Consider the following 20,463-nt stretch of genomic DNA (forward strand, 5'->3'; position numbering starts at 1 on the left):
GCGACCGCCGTCCCCACACCGAGCGGCACATCTCCACGCACGAGCGACCCACCCGTGTCGACGTCGACGCACTGATCGCCGACCGTCGCACCGAGATCGTCGTGTGCTGCGGCTCCGGCGGGGTCGGCAAGACCACGACGGCCGCGGCGCTCGCCCTGCGCGCGGCCGAGCAGGGACGCACGGTGTGCGTCCTGACGATCGACCCGGCGCGTCGGCTGGCCCAGTCGCTCGGGCTGGTCGAGCTGGACAACACCCCGCGGCCTGTCGCGGGCATCGACACGTCCGCCGGCGGCTCGCTCGACGCGATGATGCTCGACATGAAGACGACCTTCGACGAGGTCGTGGAGGCACACGCCTCGCCGCAGAAGGCCGCCGAGATCCTGGCCAACCCGTTCTACGTCGCGCTCTCCAGCTCGTTCGCCGGCACGCAGGAGTACATGGCGATGGAGAAGCTGGGCCAGCTGCACGCGCAGGGCCGGTGGGACCTGATCATCGTCGACACCCCACCCTCGCGGTCGGCGCTGGACTTCCTGGACGCACCTGAGCGGCTGTCCTCGCTCCTGGACGGCCGGTTCATCAAGCTGCTCCTCGTGCCGGCCCGCGGTCCGGCCAAGATGCTCTCGGCCGGACTCGGCATCGTCACCGGCGCGCTCAACAAGGTGCTGGGCGCCCAGGTGCTGACCGACATGCAGACGTTCGTCGCCGCGTTCGACACCCTCTTCGGCGGCTTCCGCCAGCGCGCCGAGGCGACGTTCTCCCTGTTGCAGGCCGAGGGGACGGCGTTCCTCGTGATCGCGGCGCCCGAGGCGGCGGCGATGCGCGAGGCGGCCTACTTCGTCGAGCGACTGGCGGCCGACGACATGCCGTTGGCCGGACTCGTGGTCAACCGGGTGCACGACGAGAACGCGGCGGGCGTCAGCGCGGCCGACGCCGAGTCGGCGTCGCCGCGGCTCGCGAGCGGCACCGCGGCGCAGCGCCGGACGGCGGAGCTGCTCGACGTGCACGCGGAGCGGATGCGCCTCGCCGAGCGGGAGAACCGGCTGCGTGCACGGTTCAGTGCCTCACACAGGAACGTCGAGGTCGTTCCCGTCCCTGCACTCGACACGGACGTGCACGACCTCGACGGTCTGAGACTGATCGGCCGGCACCTCGGTACCCCCGGGGCCGGCTAGGGGTCAACTGGCCTGGACGAGCAGCTCGCGCCACTTGCGGACGTTGGGCTTGCGGCGCAGCAGAGCACGACGCTCGCGCTCGGTCATGCCGCCCCAGACGCCCCACTCGATCCGGTTGTCGAGGGCCTCGGACAGGCACTCCGCCCGGACGCTGCAGCCGTTGCACACGAGCTTCGCGCGGTTCTGCTCAGCGCCCTTGACGAACAGATCGTCGGACTTGCCCAAGCAAGCGGCGTCCTGAGACCAGTTTTCGTTCCACATTGGCAGAGACCTTTCCCGAGATCCCCCGGTCCCCGTGACCGGCGGAAGAAGTGCTATCTGCTGCGCTCTCAGCCTAGGGAGAAGACGTGGAACCGGACAGATTCGTCCGGGTAGTTCGGGCATAGTCACGATGAGTCACTCCAGCCCCGTTGGCTCCGCCGGCCGGGCCGGGCCAGTGGCGGCGCGCGGGTCGTGATCGGGCTGCACCGGCGTCTTGCGGAACTCCCGTATTCTCGTGCCCATGGCGTGGCACGAGATGAGCGACTCGATCAAGAAGGTCGCCGAGAGCGAACCGCGGCCCGCGTCCAAGCTGGGAGCGATCGGGTCGTTGGCGTGGCTGTCGGTCCTCGCGGGCGTGATCGTCGCGGCGATCTTCATCCCCGGCACCGCCTTCATGGCGTCCACCTCGAACAAGGTGAGCAAGGACATCGTCGACCTGCCGCTCGCGCTGCAGGACCTGCCGAACCCTCAGACGACCCGAGTGCTGGCCTCCAACGGCAGGCGCATCGCGTACTTCTACCAGGAGAATCGCCAGGACGTCCCGCTCGAGCGGATCGCGCCGGTCATGCAGGAAGCCATCATCTCGATCGAGGACTACCGGTTCTACGAGCACGGTGCCCTCGACCTCAAGGGCACGCTGCGCGCGCTCATGAACAACGCGGCGGACGGCAACACCCAGGGCGGCTCCTCGATCACGCAGCAGCTGGTGAAGCTGACCCTCGTCCAGCAGGCCGCCACGAAGGAGCAGCGTGCGGCCGCCACCGAGGTCTCCACCGCGCGCAAGATCCGTGAGCTCAAGCTGGCGATCAACTACGAGAAGAAGTACGACAAGGACGAGATCCTCGAGCACTACCTGAACATCGCGTACTTCGGCGACGGTGCCTACGGCGTCAACGCGGCGGCGTACCACTACTTCTCGGTCAGCCCCGACAAGCTCTCGACGTCGCAGGCGGCCACCCTGGCCGGACTGGTGCAGAACCCCGAGCAGCACAACCCGCGGGTCTACCCCGAGCGGGCGCTGCAGCGCCGCAACACGGTGCTGGGCGTCATGGCCCGGCTGGGCAAGATCACGCGCGCCGAGGCCGACCAGCTGAGCACCACGCCGATCGGCCTGAAGATCACGTCGTTCCCGAACGGCTGCGTCGACTCGAGCGCCGCGTTCTCGTGCGACTACATCCGTCGCTACCTGCTCCAGGAGCCGGCGCTCGGTGACACCGTCAAGCAGCGCCAGGCCATGCTCGAGCGCGGCGGGCTCACGATCAAGTCCAACATCGACCTGTCGATGCAGAAGCACGTCAACGACGCCGTGTCGAAGTACGTCGCGCCCACCGACAAGGCGCTCGGCGCGATGGCGTTGGTCGAGCCCGGCACCGGCAAGGTGCGTGCGCTGGGCCAGTCGCGCCCGATGGGCCGCGACAAGAAGAAGGGCCAGACCTTCCTCAACTACGTCGTGCCCAAGCAGTACGGCGACGCGAACGGCTTCCAGGGCGCCTCGACCTTCAAGATGTTCACGACGGCGGCGGCGCTCGAGGAGGGCATCCCCACCAGCAAGAGCTACAACTCGCCTCAGACGATGACGATCCCCACGGGCGAGTACTTCGACTGCGACGGCAACGGCACCGGCGCCTGGGAGAACCTGAAGAACTCCACCGGCGCCGGCACGTTCGACATGGTCGGCGGCCTGCGCAAGTCCATCAACACCTACTTCGCGCAGCTGCAGCGCGACGTCGGCCTGTGCGAGACGGTCACGATGGCCAAGAAGATGGGCATCCCGATCACCGAGCCCGACACGAAGAAGGGCGAGCCCGGCAGCTACGTGCCCTCGTTCACGCTGGGGGTCACGGACGTCAGCCCGCTGCACATGGCCGCGGCCTACGCCGCCCCCGCGTCCGGCGGCACGTACTGTGAGCCGGCTCCGATCTCCGAGATCATCGATCGTTCCGGCAAGACCATCAAGAAGTACAAGACCGACTGCAAGCGCGTCATGAGCAAGGAGACCGCGGCGAAGGTCAACGCGATCCTCGTCGGCCTGCAGCAGCCGGGCGGCTTCGGTCACAGCAACGGCACGGCCCTGCCGATTCCGTCGGCCGCCAAGACCGGTACGAACGATGCCGCCAAGGCGGTCTGGTACGTCGGTTACACGCCAGAGCTGGTCGCGGCTTCGACGATCGCCGGACTCAACAGCAAGGGTCAGCCGACGGCGCTCCCCGGCACCACCCTGCGCGGCACGGAGATCACCTTCGGGCAGGCGGGCGGCTCGTCCCTGGCCGGTCCGCAGTGGAAGGCCGCGATGGGACCGATCTCCGAGAACCTCACGCCCGCCAAGTTCGACTCCGTGACCTTGCAGACGTACCAGCCGCCGCAGCGCTCGCGCGGCGACGATCGCGATCGCGGTCGCGGTCGCGGCCGTGGCGGGGACGACGACGACTGACCGGGTCAGGCGCCGAGCTGGCGCCTGACCTCGGCGGCGACGGCAGCGCCGTCGGCGCGACCCTTCGTCCGGGCCGTCACGATGCCCATGACCTTGCCCATGGCCTTCATGCCCTCACCGGCGGCACCGGTCTGGTCGATGGCCTCGGCGATGACGGCCGACACCTCCTCCGGGCTCAGCGCGGCGGGCAGGTACTCGGCGAGGATCTCGGCCTCGGCACGCTCCTTGGCCGCCAGCTCGGGCCGGTTGCCCTCGTCGAACGCGGTGGCGGACTCGCGGCGCTTCTTGGCCTCGCTGGACAGCACCGTCAGCACGTCGTCGTCGGTCAGCTCACGCGCCTGCTTGCCGGCGACCTCGGCATTGGTGATGGCGGCCAGCACCATGCGGATCACCGAGGTGCGAAGCGCGTCGCGAGACTTGATGGCGGTGTTGAGGTCGTCGCGGAGGCGGTCCTTGAGAGCTGACATGGCTCCATTCTCCCACCGCCGCGACGCCTCTTCGCCTCAGTGACGCGGCTCCCAGCGGAACAGGCGCTTCGTCAGGTCGTACCCGAGGTAGGTCCACAGCACGAGGCCCGCGACGGCGACGCCGACGTTGCCGTACACGTCGATGTCGTAGGCCGCCCGCACGAGCGTCACGAGGGCACCGCCGGGCGTGAGGTCGAGCCAGGGGCTCTCCGTGATGGGCGAGGCGATCAGTGTCCCGAGGGCGAGGGCCACGAACGGCATGCTCGAGATCTGAGACGCACTGGCGTTGGGGGTCAGGGCGGCGGTCGCCGTGGCCGCGGTCACGGAGGCTGCGAGCAGACCGAGGAGGGCCAGGACGAGCCACCACCAGTGGCCGGGGATGCCGTTGCCCAGGGCGATCATCACGACCATCACGACGGCGGTCTGGAGCAGGCACAGCGCCACGGGCGGCAGCAGCAGTCCGGCCAGGATGACCAGGTCGGGGGACTCGCCCGAGCGCAGCCGCTTGAGGAACAGGTCCTGTCGTCGCGTCACGAGGGTCGTCGTGGCCGTGATGTAGACGGTGAACATCACGAAGAACATGACGACCATCGAGACCATGCCCACGGACGCGACCGAGTCGCCGGAGGCCTCGACGGCGGCGTCACGCTGCACGAACAGGAACACCGCGAACATCAGGGGCAGCGCCGTCGCGCTGAACAGCACGGCCTTGGACCGGGCGATGAGGCTGAACTCGGATCCGGCGATGGCCCTGATCCGCGAGATGGACGTCGGCGATGCGGTGGTCATGGTGCTCATGAGGCATCCTCCAGTCGGGTGTGGCTGACGCGGGCGAAGATCTCGGACAGGCTGGCTTCCGAGGCGTTGAGGCGTTCGAGGCGGTGGCCGTGCTGGTCGGCCCAGTGCAGGAGGCGTCCCAGCGAGGTCTGCAGGTCCTCGACGTCGAGCCGGACCCGGTCGGCCGCGATCTGGAGGCCGACGGGATCGACGACGGTGCGCAGCTCACGGTCCAGCTCGGCACCGGGACGGTCGGCGATGCTGAACTCGATCGCGGCTGGCGCGGTGCCGACCACCTCGGACAGCGTGCCCTCGGTGGCGATGCGCCCCTCGTGCATGATCGCGACGCGATCGGCGAGGGCCTCGGCCTCCTCGAGGTAGTGCGTCGTCAGGACGACGGTCGTGCCGTTCGCCTTGAGGTCGGCGACGAAGCGCCAGGCGGACTCGCGCGACTCGGGGTCGAGGCCGGCGGTCGGCTCGTCCAGGAACAGCACGTCGGGCCGGTTCAGCGTCGCCAGGATGAGGTCGAGGCGTCGTCGTTGGCCACCGGAGAGCTGGACCACCCGGGTGCCTGCCCGGTCCGTCAGGGCGAGCCGCTCCAGCGCCTCGTCGCTCGGACCGGGATTCGTCGTCAGGCTCGCCCACAGGTCGACGGTCTCGCGCACGGTCAGGTCGCCGGCGAAGCCGGACTCCTGCAGCATGATCCCGACCCGCGGCCGCAGGGTGGCGCGTTCGCCGACGGGGTCCAGGCCCAGGATGCGCACCTCGCCTCCGTCGGCCGCGCGGTGCCCCTCCAGGGTCTCCATGGTCGTGGTCTTGCCCGCGCCGTTCGTGCCGAGCAGGGCGAACAGCTCACCACGGTGCACCGTCAGGTCCAGGTCCCGGACGGCGGTGAAGTCGCCGTACGAGCACGTGAGTCCCCGGGCCTCGATCACGGTCGTGTCGTTGGTCTCCATGCCTCCACCCTCGCGTGGCGCGACGGGTCCGGACCAGAGTGCCGTCTCACGACATCTCGTGACATCTGTCATGCGTCGTCTCGGATACCGTCGAGCCCGTGAGACCGAACCCCGACGGCTTCGTCGCGACGTGGCGCTACACGGCTTCCAGCCTGTGGTTGTACGTCGTGATGGGTTTCGCCGGGCCGGTCGCCCGCAGCGCCGTCGACCTCATGCAGGGCACCGCCGTCGTGCGGAACGCCGCACTGTTGCTGGTGATCGCCGCAGTGACGTGGTTCTCGTGCCGGCCGTTGATCGGCGCTGCCCAGTCTGGGCTGGGCCACGACCGGATGAGCCGGCACGAGCGCCTGCGGCTCCTGGCTCCGGCCCTGCTCGTGCTGCCGCTGGCCTGGATCGGCCCCGACTTCCCGGTCGGCATCGTGCTGGTGCCGTGGGTCGTCGTCTGCCTCATCGCGATCGACCTTCCGCGGTCGCAGCGCAACGCGGTGTTGCCCGTCGCGCTGGTGTTGATCTGTGGTGTGTACGCGATCGGTGGCCTCGACGGCCTGCGGGCGCTGGACTGGAGCGGCGCCTACGCGATCGGGTTCTTGGTCGCGTTCCTGCCCGTCGTCGTGATCTTCCAGGTCTGGCTGTGGCAGCTCATGCTGCAGGTGAGGTCCAGCGGCGAGGCGGAGGCCGACCTGGCGGCCGTCCGCGAGCGCCTGCGGCTGGCTGCCGACCTGCACGACGTGCAGGGCCACCACCTCCAGGTCATCGCGCTGAAGGCGGAGCTCGCCGAGCGCCAGCTCGATCGCGATCCCGAGGCCGCCCGAGCGGCGATGGGCGAGGTCCAGCTGATCGCGCGCACCGCCATCGCCGAGACGAAGGAGATCGTCCGCGGCTACCGGCGCACGAGCCTGCGCGAGGAGATGGCGAACGCCGCCGCGGTGCTCGAGGCTGCGGGGGCGGCCGTCACCGTCGAGTGCCCCGACGGGCTCGACGAGCCACTGTTCGCCCTGGCCCTGCGCGAGGCCACCACCAACGTCCTGCGCCACAGCGACGCGACGCGCGTGCAGATCGTCGCGACGCCGGATCGGTTGACGATCACGAACGACGGCGCCTCCGAGGCGGTCCCGGGCCGTGGAACGGGTCTGACGTCGCTCACCGAGCGGATCGCCGCCGGCGGTGGCCGCCTGGCGGTCGCTCGCGAGGGCGACCGCTTCACGCTCGAGGTCCAGCTGTGATCCGGGTCGTCGTGGTCGACGACGAGGAGATGATCCGCAGTGCGATCGTGGCCCTGCTCGCGCTCGAGGAGGACCTCGACGTGGTCGGCGAGGCGGCCAACGGCGCGGACGGCCTCGACCTCGTGAGGGACCAGCGGCCCGACGTCGTCCTGCTCGACCTCGAGATGCCCCCGACCGACGGGATCGAGGTGGCGACCCAGATCGAGGCGCCCATCCGCTCGGTCCTGATGACCCGTCACGCGCGGCCCGGCGTGCTGCGCCGCGCGATGGCCGCGGGGATCGCCGGCTTCGTGCCCAAGTCCAGTCCGGTCTCGGCGCTCGCACAGGTGATCCGCGAGGTCGCCGCGGGCAGGCGCTACGTCGACTCCGAGGTGGCAGCGGCCGCCCTGGACGCGGAGGCCTGTCCGCTGTCCGAGCGCGAGCTGGACGCGCTGCGCCTGACCCGGCGGCACGCGGCGGTCGCGGACATCGCCACGACCCTCCACCTGGCCGAGGGCACGGTGCGCAACTACCTCTCCAGCGCCATGACCAAGACCGGCACGTCCTCGCGTCACGAGGCCGCCGAGCACGCCTACGAGCACGGCTGGATCTGAGCGGAGTGGCTAGGCTGGCCCGCATGCGACTGGGCCGCCTGCTGACCGCCACGACCGCGCTGGGCCTGGGCACGTTGGCGTACTCGTACGTCGAGGCCACCCGTCGCTTCGTCGTGCGCGAGCTCACCGTTCCGGCGCTGCCGGCCGGGCGGGACCCGATCCGCGTGCTGCACCTGTCGGACATCCACCTCGTGCCGGACCAGGCGCCCAAGCGCGCGTGGCTCCGGTCCCTCGCGAACCTCGAGCCGGACCTGGTGATCGACACCGGCGACAACCTCGCACACCACGGCTCGGTGGGCCCGCTCGTCCAGGACCTCGGACCCCTGCTGGAGGTTCCCGGCGCCTTCGTCTTCGGCTCGAACGACTACTTCGCGCCGCACCGCAAGAACCCGGCCGCCTACCTGAGCGGGGGGACCGGGGTCGACCGGGGCGGCGAGTGGGAGCGCGAGAAGGACCTGCCGTACGAGCTCCTGCGAGCCGAGCTGTCGAGCGGCGGGTGGCTGGACCTCAACAACGCCCGGGGCGAGCTGACCGTGAACGGCACCCGCCTCGCGTTCACGGGCGTCGACGACCCCCACCTGCGGTACGACCGGCTCGATCCGACGCCTGCGGACGCATCGGCCGACCTGCGGATCGGCGTGGCGCACGCGCCCTACCTGCGCGTCCTGGACACCTTCAACGCCACCGGGAACGAGCTGATCCTGGCGGGTCACACCCACGGGGGACAGCTGCAGGTTCCCGGGTACGGCGCCCTGGTCACGAACTGCGACCTCGACACCAAGCGCGCGAACGGCCTGCACACGCACCGGACGGAGGGCAACGACGCCTCGTGGCTGCACGTCTCGGCGGGGTGCGGGACGTCGCCGTTCACCCCGTTCCGATTCTGTTGCCGACCCGAGGCGACAGTTCTCACCCTCACCGGGTAGAATTCCTGAGGTTGCACGGGGTGTGGCGCAGCTTGGTAGCGCGCGTCGTTCGGGACGACGAGGCCGCAGGTTCAAATCCTGTCACCCCGACCCAGTCGCAGGAGCCGTGATTCCTTGGAATCGCGGCTCCTGTGCGTTTGTGGAGCCTACGGCGTCAAGGCCGAGAGCAGGTTCGACAGCATGCGCCACAGGACCTCGTGCTCAGGGTCGTCGACGACCTGGTCCATGCCCGCCAGCTCCAGCATCGTGTAGCCGTGCAGGGCACTCCAGAACTGCGCGGCGACGGCCGAGGGGTCGCCCGCCCGCAGCACTCCTGCCTGCATCGCGCGCTCGATCGCGTCGGCAAGCTGGCGGAACGCGGCATGGGCGACCCCGAGGTCGGGTCCGTGGCCACCGAGCCCGCGCACGCTGACGGCGCCGAACATCACCGCGTACAGGTGCTGGTTCTCGAGTGCGTTCTGCCGGTAGGCGGCCGCCATCGCCAGCAGGTCGGCCCCCGGGTCGTCGCTCACGACCACCGTGGCGACGTGGTCGATGAGACGCTGGAAGCCCTCGGTCGCGACGGCGTCGACGACCCCGCCCATCGCGCCGAAGTGGGTGTAGACGGCCATCGTCGACGTCCCGGCCTCGTTCGCCAGCCTGCGCACGGACAGGGCGGAGGGTCCCTCCTCGTCGAGGATGCGCGCGGCTCCCTCGAGGAGCCGACGACGGACGTCCACCGGGCCGGATGGGTCGGAGCTCATGCTGGACAGCATCGCATAACGGCGTTATGGTCGAGCGATAACACCGTTATGCGGCTCGGGCGCCCACCTGCAGGAGACGTCATGACGCACACCCTCGAACCCGCTGCGGCTTCCGCGAATCGGTACCTGCGCGACACCTTCGCCCCGGTGCGCGAGGAGCTCACGGCCACCGACCTCGCGGTCGCCGGTCACCTGCCCGAGTACCTCGACGGCCGGTACCTGCGCATCGGCCCGAACCCGATCGACGATCCGGGCGACCAGCACCACTGGTTCCTGGGCGAGGGGATGGTGCACGGCGTCCGGCTGAGGGACGGCCAGGCGCAGTGGTATCGCAATCGGTGGGTGCGCTCGGCCTCGGTCGCCGAGGCGCTCGACGAACCCGTCCGGGGCGAGCCGGGTCACCTCGACTTCCCCGCCAACACGAACGTGCTGGAGCACCACGGCCGGACCCTGGCGCTCATCGAGGCCGGCGCGCCGCCCTATGAGCTGACCCACGAGCTGGAGACGGTCGGCCCGTGCGATTTCGACGGGACCCTGCCCAGCCTGCCCGGTCGACCTGGCTACGCGGCGCACCCACACCGCGATCCCGAAACGGGCGAGCTGCACGCCGTCTCCTACAACTGGATGCGAGGCAACCGGGTCGCCTACTCGGTGCTGGGCACCGACGGCCGGATCCGTCGCAGCGTCGACGTCGAGGTGCACGGCAGCCCGATGATGCACGACTTCGCGCTCACCGAGCACTACGCCGTGATCCTGGACCTGCCCGTGACCTTCGACATCGCGACGGCGACGGCGGACGTGCCCCGACTCGTCCGCCCATTGGTGCGCGGCGTGCTCAACCGGGTCATCGGCCGCAACCCGCTGCCCGAGCCCGTGATCGCGCGCATCGCCCGCGGGGGCGGCTCGGCCACGTTCCCGTACCGCTGGAACCCCGACTACCCGGCCCGGGTCGGCCTGCTCCCGCGCGACGGCGACGGCAGCACCGTCCGGTGGTTCGAGATCGACCCCTGCTACGTCTTCCACACGCTGAACGCCTACGAGGACGGCGACACCGTCGTGGTGGACGTCATCCGGCACCCGCGGATGTTCGCGACCGTCCTGAACGGCCCGGACGAGGGGCCCGCCACGATGACGCGCCTGACCCTCGACCTGCGGACGGGGTGCGCCCACGAGAGCAGCCTGGACCAGCGCTCGCAGGAGTTCCCCCGCCACGACGAGCGGCTGACGGGGCGCCGGCACCGCTACGGCTGGGCGGTCGGCTTCGACGACGGGGCCACGGGCGACACCGTCCTGAGGCACGACCTCGACGCCGGTGCCACGCAGGTGCGCAGCCTCGGCGCCGGCGCCGAGGCCAGCGAGTTCTGCTTCGTGCCGCATCCCGACGGGACCGCCGAGGACGACGGCGTGCTGCTGGGATACGTGCACGACCGAGCCGAGGGCCGCAGCCACCTGCGGGTGCTCGATGCCGCCACGCTCGAGGACGTCGCGGCGGTGCAGCTGCCCGGGCGCGTGCCGGCCGGCTTCCACGGGAACTGGGCACCGGAGGGGACGGACCCGGCCGACGCCCAGTGACGTCCGGGCCTCGTCCGGCGTGTCCCAGGCCACACCTAGACTGCGTCCATGCCCGCTGATGTCCTCTGGAACCCGCCCGCCACGGGCACGACGGCGATCGAGCGGTTCTCCTCGTGGGTGAGGGACAGCCGCGGGATCGACGTGTCCGGCTACGACGCGTTGTGGCAGTGGTCGGTCGACGACCTGGCCGGGTTCTGGGGCGCGTGGCTCGAGTACCTCGACCTGCCCTTCGACGGCGACGCCGGCACGGTGCTGGCCGACGCCTCGATGCCCGGCGCGCGGTGGTTCCCCGACCTGCGGATCAACTACGCCGAGGCGATGCTGCGCCTGCCCGGTCGCGCCGACGACGACGTGGTGATCGTCTCGCGCTCCCAGAGCCGCGCCGAGGTCACCCTGACGGCGGCCGACCTGCGGGACCAGGTCGCGCGCGCCCGACAGGGGCTGATCGAGCTCGGTGTCGGCGAGGGCGACCGGGTGGCCGCCTACTCGCCGAACATCCCCGAGACCCTGGTGATGATGCTCGCGACCGCCAGCCTCGGCGCGATCTTCTCCTCGTGCGCGCCCGAGTTCGGCACGCAGAGCGTCATCGACCGCTGGCAGCAGATCGAGCCCGTCGTCCTGCTGGCCGTCGACGGGTACCGCTACGGCGACAAGGACATCGATCGGCGCGAGCAGGTCAAGGCGATCACCGCCGCGCTGCCCAGCGTCCGGACGGTCGTGTGGCTGCCCTACCTCGATCCGCAGGCGCCCGCGCCCGCCGGTGCGATCACGTGGGAGCGATTCACCGCCCAGGCCGGTCCGCTCGAGTTCGCGCGCGTGCCGTTCGCGACGCCGCTGTACGTGCTGTTCTCGTCGGGGACCACGGGGCTGCCCAAGCCGATCGTCCACGGCCACGGTGGCATCACGATCGAGCACCTCAAGGCGCTCATCCTGCAGAGCGACATCGGTCCGACCGACCGCTTCTTCTGGTTCTCCACGACCGGCTGGATGATGTGGAACTACCTCGTGTCCGGCATCGGGTCGGGGGCGACCGTCGTGATGGTCGACGGCAATCCCGCTCATCCCGACCTCGGCGCCCTGTGGCGGATGGCGGGCGAGCTCGACGTGACCTACTTCGGCACCAGTGCCCCGTTCCTGCTGCAGTGCCGCAAGGAGGGCCTGCACCCGGCCGCCGAGGCCAACCTGTCCGCCCTGCGGGCGATCGGCTCGACCGGCGCACCGCTGCCCGAGGCGGGCTTCCGCTGGGTCTACGACGAGTTCGATCCCGGCGTGCAGCTCTCCTCGGTCTCCGGCGGCACCGACACGTGTGCGGCGTTCGTCGCCAGTGCGCCGACCGTCCCCGTGTACGCCGGCGAGATCTCCTGTCGCGCCCTGGGCGCCGACGTGGACGCGTTCGACCCGGCCGGCCAGCCGGTGCGCGACCAGCTCGGCGAGCTGGTCATCAAGCAGCCCATGCCGTCCATGCCGGTGGGCTTCTGGGGTGACGACGACGGATCGCGTTACCGGGCCGCGTACTTCGAGGACTTCCCGGGCGTGTGGCGCCACGGCGACTGGATCAGCATCACGGCGTACGGCTCGTGCACCATCACCGGCCGCAGCGACGCGACGCTCAACCGCGGCGGCGTGCGACTCGGCACCTCCGAGTTCTACTCGGTCGTCGAGTCGCTGCCCGAGGTCGCCGACAGTCTCGTCGTCCACCTCGAGGACGACGAGGGCGGTGCCGGACGCCTCATGCTCTTCGTGTCGCTCGTCGAGGGCGCGACCCTCGACGGCGCCCTGACGAAGCGGATCGCCACCGAGTTGCGCACGAAGCTGTCGCCGCGTCACATCCCCGACGAGGTGCACCAGGTGCGAGGCATGCCGCGCACGCTCTCGGGCAAGAAGCTCGAGGTGCCGGTCAAGAAGATCCTGCGCGGGACGCCGGTCGACCAGGCGGCGGCCAAGGGTGCGCTGCAGAACCCCGAGGTGCTCGACGACTTCGAGGCCTTCGGCCGTGCCCACTGACACCACGCTCGCCGTGGCGGTCGAGCCGCCGACCGCACCGGATGTCGTGGCGCTGCTGGCCGAGCACCTTGACGAGATGCACGCGACCTCGCCTCCCGAGAGCGTCCACGCGCTCGACCTCAGCCGACTGCAGGCCGACGACGTCGTGTTCGTCACGGCGCGCGACGACGACGGCCGCCTGCTCGGCTGCGGCGCGCTGAAGCTGCACGTCGGCCTGGCCGAGATCAAGTCGATGCGCACGAGCGCCGCAGCACGCGGACGCGGTGTCGCCGCGGCCGTCCTGGTGTTCCTGCTCGACCTGGCGCGGGCGCACGGTCGGGCGCAGGTCAGCCTCGAGACGGGCGTCGAGGACCACTTCGCGCCCGCGCGCCGGCTCTACGAGCGCCACGGTTTCACGCCCTGCGCGCCGTTCGCCGACTACACGGACGACCCGCTGAGCGCCTACTTCACGCGCGCGCTCTGACTTAGACCAGCAGCTCGGCGATCTGGATCGTGTTGAGCGCGGCGCCCTTGCGCAGGTTGTCGCCGCTGACGAACAGCACGAGCCCCGTGTTGCCCTCGAGCGACCGGTCCTGACGGATCCGGCCGACCAGGCTGACGTCCTTGCCGGCGGCGTCCAGCGGCGTGGGCACGTCGGTCAGCTCGACTCCCGGCGCCGACGAGAGGATCTCGACAGCCTGCTCGGGGGTGATGTCCCGGTCGAACTCCGCGTGGATCGACAGGGAGTGACCGGTGAACACCGGAACGCGCACGCACGTGCCCGCGACGCGCAGCTCGGGCAGGCCGAGGATCTTGCGCGACTCGTGGCGCAGCTTCTGCTCCTCGTCGGTCTCGTGCGAGCCGTCGTCGACGATCGAGCCAGCCATCGCGATGACGTTGAACGCGATCGGCGCGACGTACTTGTCCGGCTCGGGGAACGAGACCGCGTGGCCGTCGTGCGTGAGTGCGTCCGCCTTCTCGACGGTGGCGAGCGCCTGGGAGTGCAGCTCCTCGACGCCGGCCAGTCCCGAGCCCGAGACGGCCTGGTAGCTGCTGACCGTCAGGCGCACCAGTCCGGCCGTGTCGTGCAGCGGCTTGAGGACCGGCATCGCGGCCATCGTGGTGCAGTTCGGGTTGGCGATGATCCCGCGACCGCGGGGGCCGTCGCCCGCCGGGATGTCGTGCGGGTTGACCTCGCTCACGACGAGCGGGATGCTCGGGTCCTTGCGCCACGCCGACGAGTTGTCGATGACGGTGACGCCGGCCTCGGCGAAGCGCGGGGCCTGGACCTTGCTCATCGTGGCACCGGCGCTGAACAGCGCGATGTCGAGGTCGGACACGTCCGCCGTGGCGGTGTCCTCGACGACGATCTCCTGGCCGCGGAACGGCAGCGTCTTGCCGGCCGAACGGGCGGACGCGAAGAAGCGCACCGACTCGGCGGGGAAGTCGCGGTCCTCGAGCAGCTGACGCATGACGGTGCCGACCTGTCCGGTCGCACCCACCACTGCGATCCTGGTCATCGTCCGGTCCCTCCGTACACCACGGCCTCGGTGTCTTCGGTGCCCAGGCCGAACGCCTCGTGGGCGGCGTTGACGGCGGCATCGACCTCGTTCTCGGCGACCACCACGGAGATGCGGATCTCGGAGGTGGAGATCATGCCGATGTTGACGCCCGCGGCGGCGAGGGCCTCGAAGAACGTGGCGGTGATGCCGGGTTGCGAGCGCATGCCGGCGCCGACGATCGAGACCTTGCCGATGCTGTCGTCGTACTGCAGGCGCTCGAAGCCGATCTGATCCTTGAGCCGGGCCAGCGCGGTCATCGCGGCCTGGCCGTCATCGCGCGGCAGGCTGAAGGAGATGTCGGTCAGCGCGGTCGCGGCGGCCGACACGTTCTGGACGATCATGTCGATGTTGATCCGGGCCTCGGCGAGGGCGCGCAGGACCGCGGCGGCGTAGCCGACCTTGTCGGGGACGCCGACGACCGTGATCTTGGCCTCGCTGCGGTCGTGAGCGACCCCGGAGATGATCGCGTGCTCCATCGCCTGTCCTTCTTCCGTGTGCTTGCTGACGTCTTCGGCGGCCACGACCCACGTGCCGGTCTTGTCGCTGAACGACGACCGGACGTGGATGGGCATGTTGTTGCGGCGTGCGTACTCGACGCAGCGCAGGTGCAGGATCTTGGCGCCGTTGGCCGCCATCTCGAGCGTCTCCTCGTAGGAGATCGCCGGGATGCGGGTGGCCTCGGCCACGATCCGCGGGTCGGCGGTGAAGATGCCGTCGACGTCGGTGTAGATCTCGCAGACGTCGGCGTTCAACGCGGCGGCCAGCGCGACGGCGGTCGTGTCCGAGCCGCCGCGACCGAGCGTGGTGATGTCCTTCGTCGTCTGCGACACGCCCTGGAACCCGGCGACGATGACGATTGCACCGTCGTCGATCGCGGACTGCAGGCGGCCGGGCGTGACGTCGATGATCTTGGCCTTGCCGTGGACGTCGTCCGTCAGCACGCCGGCCTGCGAGCCGGTGAAGCTGCGAGCCTCCTGGCCGAGCGTCTCGATCGCCATCGCCAGCAGCGCCATCGAGATGCGCTCGCCGGCGGTCAGCAGCATGTCGAGCTCGCGGCCCGGGGGCAGCGGCGACACCTGGTTGGCGAGATCGATCAGCTCGTCGGTCGTGTCGCCCATCGCGGACACGACGACGACCACATCGTGACCGGCTTTCTTGGTCGCCACGATGCGTTGGGCGACTCGTTTGATGCTGGTGGCGTCGGCCACCGACGAGCCGCCGTACTTCTGCACGACGATGCCCATGGAAGATCCTTGCTCTGGGAACTTGCGAACACAGCGGGAGGACGCCACGCTGCGCCCTCGCCAGTCTAGACGAGCGCCCCGGCGCCCGGCCTTCGAGTCCGTCGCGTGGACGGGGCGAAGTTTCCCCGGTTAAGTAGGTTTTCTGTCACTTCACGAGGGTTGCGATCCTCGTGAAGTGCCAGTTTCCCCGCTTAACCGGGGAAACCGTCACGTTCAGCCGACCGACGTGCGGCCCTCGAACGCGCGACCGAGGGTGACCTCGTCGGCGTACTCGAGGTCGCCGCCGACGGGCAGGCCGCTCGCGAGCTTGGTGACCCTGAGGCCGATCGGCACCAGCATCCGCATGAGGTAGGTCGCGGTCGCCTCGCCCTCGAGGTTCGGGTCGGTCGCGATGATGACCTCGGTGACGGTGCCGTCCTGCAGGCGACCGAGCAGCTCCTTGATGCGCAACTGGTCGGGCCCGATGCCCGCGATCGGGCTGATCGCACCGCCCAGCACGTGGTACCGGCCGCGGAACTCGCGCGTGCGCTCGATCGCGATGACGTCCTTGCTCTCCTCGACGACGCACAGGACGGTCTCGTCGCGCCGCGGGTCGGAGCAGATCCGGCACGTGGTGTCGACGGTGACGTTGCCGCACACGCTGCAGAAGAGCACCTTGGTCTTGGCGTCCACGAGGGTCTGGGCGAAGCGCTTGACGTCGTCGGGGTCGGCGTCGAGCAGGTGGAAGGCGATCCGCTGGGCGCTCTTCGGGCCGATGCCCGGCAGTCGTCCGAGCTCGTCGATGAGGTCCTGGATCACGCTTTCGTACACGCGAGCCAGCCTAGTCGGCCCGGCCAGCCGGGCGGGTCCGCGCGTGCGCGAGTCCGCGCCCGGTCAGTGCGCCATCTTGAGGCCGACGATGCACCCGATGAGTCCGCCGATCAGCAGGATCTTGGTGAGCGAGACGGGCTCGGTCCCCGTCACCATCGCGAACGCCACCGTGAGGACGGCACCGATGCCCACCCACACGGCATAGGACGTGCCGATCGGCAGCTCGCGCATGGCCCACGCGAGCCCGCCCATGCTGATGACGAGGGCGCCGGCGAAGACGACCGACGGGACCAGCTTCGTGAAGCCCTCGCTGCGGCCCAGGGCGGTGGCCCACACGGCTTCGAAGACACCTGAGACGACCAGGACGATCCAGGACATGACGCGCTCCTTCGTGGCCGTCTTGTCGCGATCCGGGTACGACTCCACTCGTCCGGCGGCCTGCGCAGGCCGTGCCCCCATCATGCCAAACGGGTCAGCGGCGCAGGAAGCTCGCGAGCAGGTCGTGACCGCGCGAGGTGAGGATCGACTCGGGATGGATCTGGACGCCCTCCACCGGCAGGGTGCGGTGCCGCAGCCCCATCACGATGCCCGAGCCCGTGCGCGCGGTGACCTCGAGCCCGTCGGGGACGTCCTCGACGACCAGCGAGTGGTAGCGCGCGCAGACCAGCGGCGAGGGAAGCCCGGCGAACACTCCGCGTCCGTCGTGGTGGACGAGCGAGGACTTGCCGTGCACGACCTGATCGGCGCGGACGACCCGAGCTCCGAAGACCTCGCCGATGACCTGGTGCCCGAGACAGACGCCCAGGACGGGCGTGTGCTCGCCGAATTGCCGGACGACCTCGGCGCTGATCCCTGCCTCGGCCGGTCCCCCGGGGCCGGGCGAGACCACGACGTGGCTGAACCTGCCGTCGAGGAGGTCCTCGACGGCGGCCTCGTCGTTGCGCACGACCTCGGTGTCGGCGCCGAGCTCGCCGACGTACTGGACCAGGTTGAACACGAACGAGTCGTAGTTGTCGACGAACAGGACCCGCGGTCGCTCGGTGCGGGACGGATCCGTCGAGGCTCGGCCCACTGGGGCGGGACCGATCTTGTGCCGATTCGGCCCGTATGTGGGCTCGGCTGACCCAACATCCGTGGCGGACGTGGGCGAAAGGCCCAAAGATCCGTCCCCCCGCAGGGCCGAGGCCAGCTGGGCGGTCAGAGGTCCGGGGGGCCAGGTGCCCACGCCCTCGCACGAGGTGATCGGCACGAGTCCGCGCAGGGCGTTGGTGGCGAAGACCTCGGTGGCGTCTGCCAGGTGCGTCGTCGTCAGGCTGTGCTGGAGGACCGGGATCCCCAACGCCGTCGCCAGGTCGATCACGCGTGCGCGCGTCGTGCCCGGCAGCACTCGTCCGTCGAGCGCCGGCGTGTGCAGGCCATCGTCGAGTACGGCGAAGAGGCTGGCCCGGGCCGTCTCGAGGACCGACCCGTCCGTGTCGAGCACGAGCGGCTCACCCGCGACGTCGATCAGACGGTCGCGGTCGGCCCACTTGTGCTCACCGAGTCCTCCGGGCAGGACGAGCGGAACGACCGACCACTGGGCTTCGGTGGCACCAAGCTCGGCGACCGTCATCGACACCCGGACGTCGCCACCGGACGGCACGGCATCGATGCGGAGCCGGTGGCGGCCCGGCGATCCGGAGACGCGCAGGCGGATCGCGTCCTCGAGACCGGCTCGGACAGTGCTGCCGTAGACGGCCCGCACGCTGGCATCGAGGCGGGCCAGGTGGGCATCGAGGTCGACGGGTCGGCCGTCCTCGACGAGCAGCGTCTCGAAGACGCCGCGGTCGCGGTCGATGGCGAGAGCCGGCGCCCGGGGCGCGTGGGCGGGTGCCGCCGTGGGTGCCGCGGCCCCGGCCTCCAGGTCGAGTCGGCCGCCGATCGCCTGGATCAGCGGCCGGGCCTTGGCCAGCACCTCGGCGTACTCGTCGTCGGGATCGGAGTCGGCGACGATGCCGCCCCCCACCCCGAGCCAGACGCGGGTGGACCCGTCGGCGGCGCGGGCGAACTCGAAGGTCCGGATCGCGACGTTCAGCTCCAGCCCGGCGGTGGCGCTGACGTGACCGATCGCGCCCGTGTACGTCTCGCGTCCCGTCGTCTCGAGCTCGGCGATCAGCTCCATCGCGCGGACCTTGGGCGCTCCGGTGACCGATCCGGGCGGGAAGGTGGCGCGCAGGAGGTCGCCGTCCCCGGCATCGTGGGGGAGATGGGCCACGACGTCGGACACCAGGTGCCAGACGGTGTGCCGCTCGACCCGGTTGACCGCCGGGACACGGACCGATCCCGGCACCGCGACGCGGCCCAGGTCGTTGCGCATGAGGTCGACGATCATCACGTTCTCGGCCCGGTTCTTCGCCGAGGCGGCCAGCTCGCCCGGATCGGTGTCGAGGGCGGCGGTGCCCTTGATCGGGGAGCTGAGCACCTCGGCGCCGGTCCGCCGCAGGAACAGCTCGGGGGAGAAGCTGGCGATCACGCCCTCGGGCGACGAGACGTAGGCGGCGTAGGCGGGTCGCAGCTGCTCGACTCCGGCACAGAAGGCGTCCAGCGGGTCGCCCTCGAACGGTGCCTCGAGCCGGGCGCAGAGGTTGACCTGGAAGATGTCGCCGGCGGCGATGTGCTGGAGCGTGCGCCGGATGGCCCCTCGATGGCGTTCGGGCTCGGGCGTGAGCTCGAAGTGGCCGGCCGTGAAGGACTGGGCGGGAGCAGGGACCGCGATCGCCGCGAGCAGGTCCTCGACGCGTGACGGTGTGGGCTCGCCGAGCGACTCGAGCCACCACACGCCCCGGACGCGCCGCAGGACGAGGTCGTAGAACCCCACACGATGGTCGGGTTGCGGCAGGGGGCGGACCGGTCCGTCCGGCAGCCGTTCGACGCGCTGCCCGAGTCGATACCCCCAGGCGCCGATCCACCCGCCACCGAACCCGTCGGACTCGCGGTGTGGGAGCTCGATCCCGTCCCACGCCTCGAGCACCCGGACGGGCTCGCACGCGATGAGGGCCTCGCCCTGGTGCCACGCACCGATCAGGCCGACCAGCCGCTCGCGCCCGCGCAGGCGTCGCAGCACCTCGGCCGGGGAGGCCTCGAGGTCGAGCCGCCGCCGCGTGGGTCCCGCGGATCCGTCAGCCGCGGTGGGGAGTCTCGTCAATGATCTCGGCCCCCAGGTGCTCGGCCAGCAACGCCTCGGCGTCCTGGGAGCCGTCGTCGACGACCGGGTCGTTCGGGTCCACGTCGGCGTCGGGATCGACCGGGGCGGTCGGCACGGGACCCTGTCGCAGTGCCTCGCGGACCGACTCGGGGACGCGCGACTCCGCCGGTGCCGCCGGAGGTGTCGCGGCGGCCGCGGGGACGGAGGGAGCAGGCGTGCTGCCGGTGGGCGTCGCGGACGGGTCGACGATCGCCTCGATGCGCCACTGGACCGCCATCACATCGGACAGGGCCTGCTGGACGATCTGGTCGGACCCGCTCTTGACGAACGAGTCGCGCGCACCGGTGTTGACGAGGGCCAGGGTCAGGGTCGATCCGTCGAGCGCGGCGACCTGCGCGTTCTGGCTGAGCATCACCCACGTGAACCGGCGCAGGTGCTGGACGCGCTCGAGCACCTGGGGCCACAGCCGGCGCACGTCGGCCGTGGTGAGTGCGCCGGGCGCGGCCGGGGCCTCGGGCGCGGTTGCCTCGACCGGCGGAGCGGGCCGGGATTCGGGGGG

General features: G+C 70.7%; 18 protein-coding genes, 1 tRNA gene, 2 pseudogenes and 1 riboswitch. Of the genes and pseudogenes, 9 read left to right on the forward strand and 12 right to left on the reverse strand.

Features of this window, described 5'->3' with window-relative positions; all coding sequences use genetic code 11:
* Positions 1–29 precede the first annotated feature (29 nt).
* Positions 30–1,172 carry an ArsA-related P-loop ATPase gene (locus RT323_RS08535; RefSeq protein WP_313407098.1) on the forward strand — a complete coding sequence of 381 codons (1,143 nt, stop codon included), beginning with the start codon at positions 30–32 and terminating at the stop codon, positions 1,170–1,172.
* Between the two features lie 3 nt (positions 1,173–1,175).
* On the opposite strand, the gene RT323_RS08540 is transcribed toward RT323_RS08535, so the two are convergent.
* Positions 1,176–1,433 (reverse strand): WhiB family transcriptional regulator, encoded by a 258-nt coding sequence (locus RT323_RS08540; protein WP_313407063.1) that lies wholly within the window; start codon positions 1,431–1,433, stop codon positions 1,176–1,178.
* 241 nt (positions 1,434–1,674) lie between these two features.
* Here RT323_RS08540 and RT323_RS08545 point away from each other — a divergent pair, with 241 nt between their 5' ends.
* A complete protein-coding gene (locus RT323_RS08545; protein WP_313407065.1) occupies positions 1,675–3,864 on the forward strand; it encodes a transglycosylase domain-containing protein in 2,190 nt (729 codons plus the stop codon).
* Positions 3,865–3,869: 5 nt separating this feature from the next.
* Here the strand turns inward: RT323_RS08545 and RT323_RS08550 are convergent, their stop codons facing one another.
* Genes RT323_RS08550 through RT323_RS08560 form a run of 3 tightly spaced genes read right to left on the reverse strand, consistent with a single transcriptional unit; the run spans position 3,870 to position 6,064 of the window.
* Positions 3,870–4,331: a GatB/YqeY domain-containing protein gene (locus RT323_RS08550; protein ID WP_313407068.1), complete on the reverse strand. Its 462-nt coding sequence runs from the start codon at positions 4,329–4,331 to the stop codon at positions 3,870–3,872.
* A 36-nt stretch (positions 4,332–4,367) separates the two neighbouring features.
* On the reverse strand, positions 4,368–5,129 hold the full coding sequence (locus RT323_RS08555; protein WP_313407069.1) for an ABC transporter permease: 762 nt from the start codon (positions 5,127–5,129) through the stop codon (positions 4,368–4,370).
* Complete coding sequence (locus RT323_RS08560) at positions 5,126–6,064, reverse strand: ABC transporter ATP-binding protein (protein WP_313407071.1); 939 nt, start codon at positions 6,062–6,064, stop codon at positions 5,126–5,128. The genes RT323_RS08555 and RT323_RS08560 overlap by 4 nt, the downstream gene beginning before the upstream one ends.
* Positions 6,065–6,162: 98 nt before the next feature.
* Here RT323_RS08560 and RT323_RS08565 point away from each other — a divergent pair, with 98 nt between their 5' ends.
* The 4 genes from RT323_RS08565 (at position 6,163) to RT323_RS08580 (ending at position 8,896) form a co-directional block, all read left to right on the forward strand.
* Positions 6,163–7,287, forward strand: a complete 1,125-nt coding sequence (locus RT323_RS08565; RefSeq protein ID WP_313407073.1) for a histidine kinase — start codon at positions 6,163–6,165, stop codon at positions 7,285–7,287.
* Complete coding sequence (locus RT323_RS08570) at positions 7,284–7,880, forward strand: response regulator transcription factor (protein WP_313407075.1); 597 nt, start codon at positions 7,284–7,286, stop codon at positions 7,878–7,880. The genes RT323_RS08565 and RT323_RS08570 overlap by 4 nt, the downstream gene beginning before the upstream one ends.
* A 23-nt stretch (positions 7,881–7,903) precedes the next feature.
* Positions 7,904–8,806, forward strand: coding sequence for a metallophosphoesterase (locus RT323_RS08575; protein ID WP_313407078.1), 903 nt, complete (start codon positions 7,904–7,906; stop codon positions 8,804–8,806).
* A 16-nt stretch (positions 8,807–8,822) separates the two neighbouring features.
* Positions 8,823–8,896: transfer RNA gene (locus RT323_RS08580), tRNA-Pro, on the forward strand.
* 56 nt (positions 8,897–8,952) lie between these two features.
* Here RT323_RS08580 and RT323_RS08585 read toward each other — a convergent pair.
* Positions 8,953–9,549: a TetR/AcrR family transcriptional regulator gene (locus tag RT323_RS08585; RefSeq protein WP_313407080.1), complete on the reverse strand. Its 597-nt coding sequence runs from the start codon at positions 9,547–9,549 to the stop codon at positions 8,953–8,955.
* An 81-nt stretch (positions 9,550–9,630) separates the two neighbouring features.
* Here RT323_RS08585 and RT323_RS08590 point away from each other — a divergent pair, with 81 nt between their 5' ends.
* The 3 genes from RT323_RS08590 to RT323_RS08600 are packed head-to-tail and all read left to right on the forward strand — an operon-like array spanning position 9,631 to position 13,588.
* Entirely contained in the window at positions 9,631–11,121 is a 1,491-nt protein-coding gene (locus tag RT323_RS08590; RefSeq protein WP_313407082.1) for a carotenoid oxygenase family protein, read from the forward strand.
* 48 nt (positions 11,122–11,169) lie between these two features.
* Positions 11,170–13,125 (forward strand): acetoacetate--CoA ligase, encoded by a 1,956-nt coding sequence (locus RT323_RS08595; RefSeq protein ID WP_313407084.1) that lies wholly within the window; start codon positions 11,170–11,172, stop codon positions 13,123–13,125.
* Entirely contained in the window at positions 13,115–13,588 is a 474-nt protein-coding gene (locus RT323_RS08600) for a GNAT family N-acetyltransferase (protein ID WP_313407085.1), read from the forward strand. Before RT323_RS08595 ends, RT323_RS08600 begins: the two co-directional genes overlap by 11 nt.
* Before the next feature lies 1 nt (position 13,589).
* Here RT323_RS08600 and RT323_RS08605 read toward each other — a convergent pair whose 3' ends face one another.
* The 7 genes and pseudogenes from RT323_RS08605 to RT323_RS08630 form a co-directional block, all read right to left on the reverse strand.
* Positions 13,590–14,624 carry an aspartate-semialdehyde dehydrogenase gene (locus RT323_RS08605; protein WP_313407087.1) on the reverse strand — a complete coding sequence of 345 codons (1,035 nt, stop codon included), beginning with the start codon at positions 14,622–14,624 and terminating at the stop codon, positions 13,590–13,592.
* The gene (locus tag RT323_RS08610) at positions 14,621–15,910 is read right to left on the reverse strand and encodes an aspartate kinase (protein WP_313407089.1); all 1,290 of its coding nucleotides are present in this window, start codon (positions 15,908–15,910) and stop codon (positions 14,621–14,623) included. The genes RT323_RS08605 and RT323_RS08610 overlap by 4 nt, the downstream gene beginning before the upstream one ends.
* 213 nt (positions 15,911–16,123) lie before the next feature.
* The gene (gene recR / locus RT323_RS08615) at positions 16,124–16,720 is read right to left on the reverse strand and encodes a recombination mediator RecR (protein WP_313407091.1); all 597 of its coding nucleotides are present in this window, start codon (positions 16,718–16,720) and stop codon (positions 16,124–16,126) included.
* Positions 16,721–16,783: 63 nt separating this feature from the next.
* Positions 16,784–17,098 carry an SMR family transporter gene (locus tag RT323_RS08620; protein ID WP_313407093.1) on the reverse strand — a complete coding sequence of 105 codons (315 nt, stop codon included), beginning with the start codon at positions 17,096–17,098 and terminating at the stop codon, positions 16,784–16,786.
* 10 nt (positions 17,099–17,108) lie between these two features.
* Positions 17,109–17,173, reverse strand: a riboswitch (guanidine-III (ykkC-III) riboswitch).
* Between the two features lie 19 nt (positions 17,174–17,192).
* On the reverse strand, positions 17,193–17,792 hold the full coding sequence (locus RT323_RS16720; RefSeq protein ID WP_396172174.1) for an anthranilate synthase component II: 600 nt from the start codon (positions 17,790–17,792) through the stop codon (positions 17,193–17,195).
* Between the two features lie 171 nt (positions 17,793–17,963).
* Positions 17,964–19,904, reverse strand: a pseudogene (locus RT323_RS08625) (aminodeoxychorismate synthase component I); the annotation flags it as partial.
* Positions 19,879–20,463 (reverse strand): annotated as a pseudogene (locus RT323_RS08630) (DNA polymerase III subunit gamma/tau); the annotation flags it as partial. The pseudogenes RT323_RS08625 and RT323_RS08630, both read right to left, overlap by 26 nt.

Origin of the sequence: Aeromicrobium sp., assembly GCF_032084975.1 — a bacterium.
Taxonomy (GTDB): Bacteria; Actinomycetota; Actinomycetes; order Propionibacteriales; family Nocardioidaceae; genus Aeromicrobium.

Bases quoted from the DNA above. Each gene is read 5' to 3' on its own strand.
- RT323_RS08540 (WP_313407063.1), bottom strand. From the start codon at position 1,433: ATGTGGAACGAAAACTGGTCTCAGGACGCCGCTTGCTTGGGCAAGTCC.
- RT323_RS08545 (WP_313407065.1), top strand. From the start codon at position 1,675: ATGGCGTGGCACGAGATGAGCGACTCGATCAAGAAGGTCGCCGAGAGC.
- RT323_RS08550 (WP_313407068.1), bottom strand. From the start codon at position 4,331: ATGTCAGCTCTCAAGGACCGCCTCCGCGACGACCTCAACACCGCCATC.
- RT323_RS08555 (WP_313407069.1), bottom strand. From the start codon at position 5,129: ATGAGCACCATGACCACCGCATCGCCGACGTCCATCTCGCGGATCAGG.
- RT323_RS08560 (WP_313407071.1), bottom strand. From the start codon at position 6,064: ATGGAGACCAACGACACGACCGTGATCGAGGCCCGGGGACTCACGTGC.
- RT323_RS08575 (WP_313407078.1), top strand. From the start codon at position 7,904: ATGCGACTGGGCCGCCTGCTGACCGCCACGACCGCGCTGGGCCTGGGC.
- RT323_RS08585 (WP_313407080.1), bottom strand. From the start codon at position 9,549: ATGAGCTCCGACCCATCCGGCCCGGTGGACGTCCGTCGTCGGCTCCTC.
- RT323_RS08590 (WP_313407082.1), top strand. From the start codon at position 9,631: ATGACGCACACCCTCGAACCCGCTGCGGCTTCCGCGAATCGGTACCTG.
- RT323_RS08595 (WP_313407084.1), top strand. From the start codon at position 11,170: ATGCCCGCTGATGTCCTCTGGAACCCGCCCGCCACGGGCACGACGGCG.
- RT323_RS08605 (WP_313407087.1), bottom strand. From the start codon at position 14,624: ATGACCAGGATCGCAGTGGTGGGTGCGACCGGACAGGTCGGCACCGTC.
- RT323_RS08610 (WP_313407089.1), bottom strand. From the start codon at position 15,910: ATGGGCATCGTCGTGCAGAAGTACGGCGGCTCGTCGGTGGCCGACGCC.
- RT323_RS08620 (WP_313407093.1), bottom strand. From the start codon at position 17,098: ATGTCCTGGATCGTCCTGGTCGTCTCAGGTGTCTTCGAAGCCGTGTGG.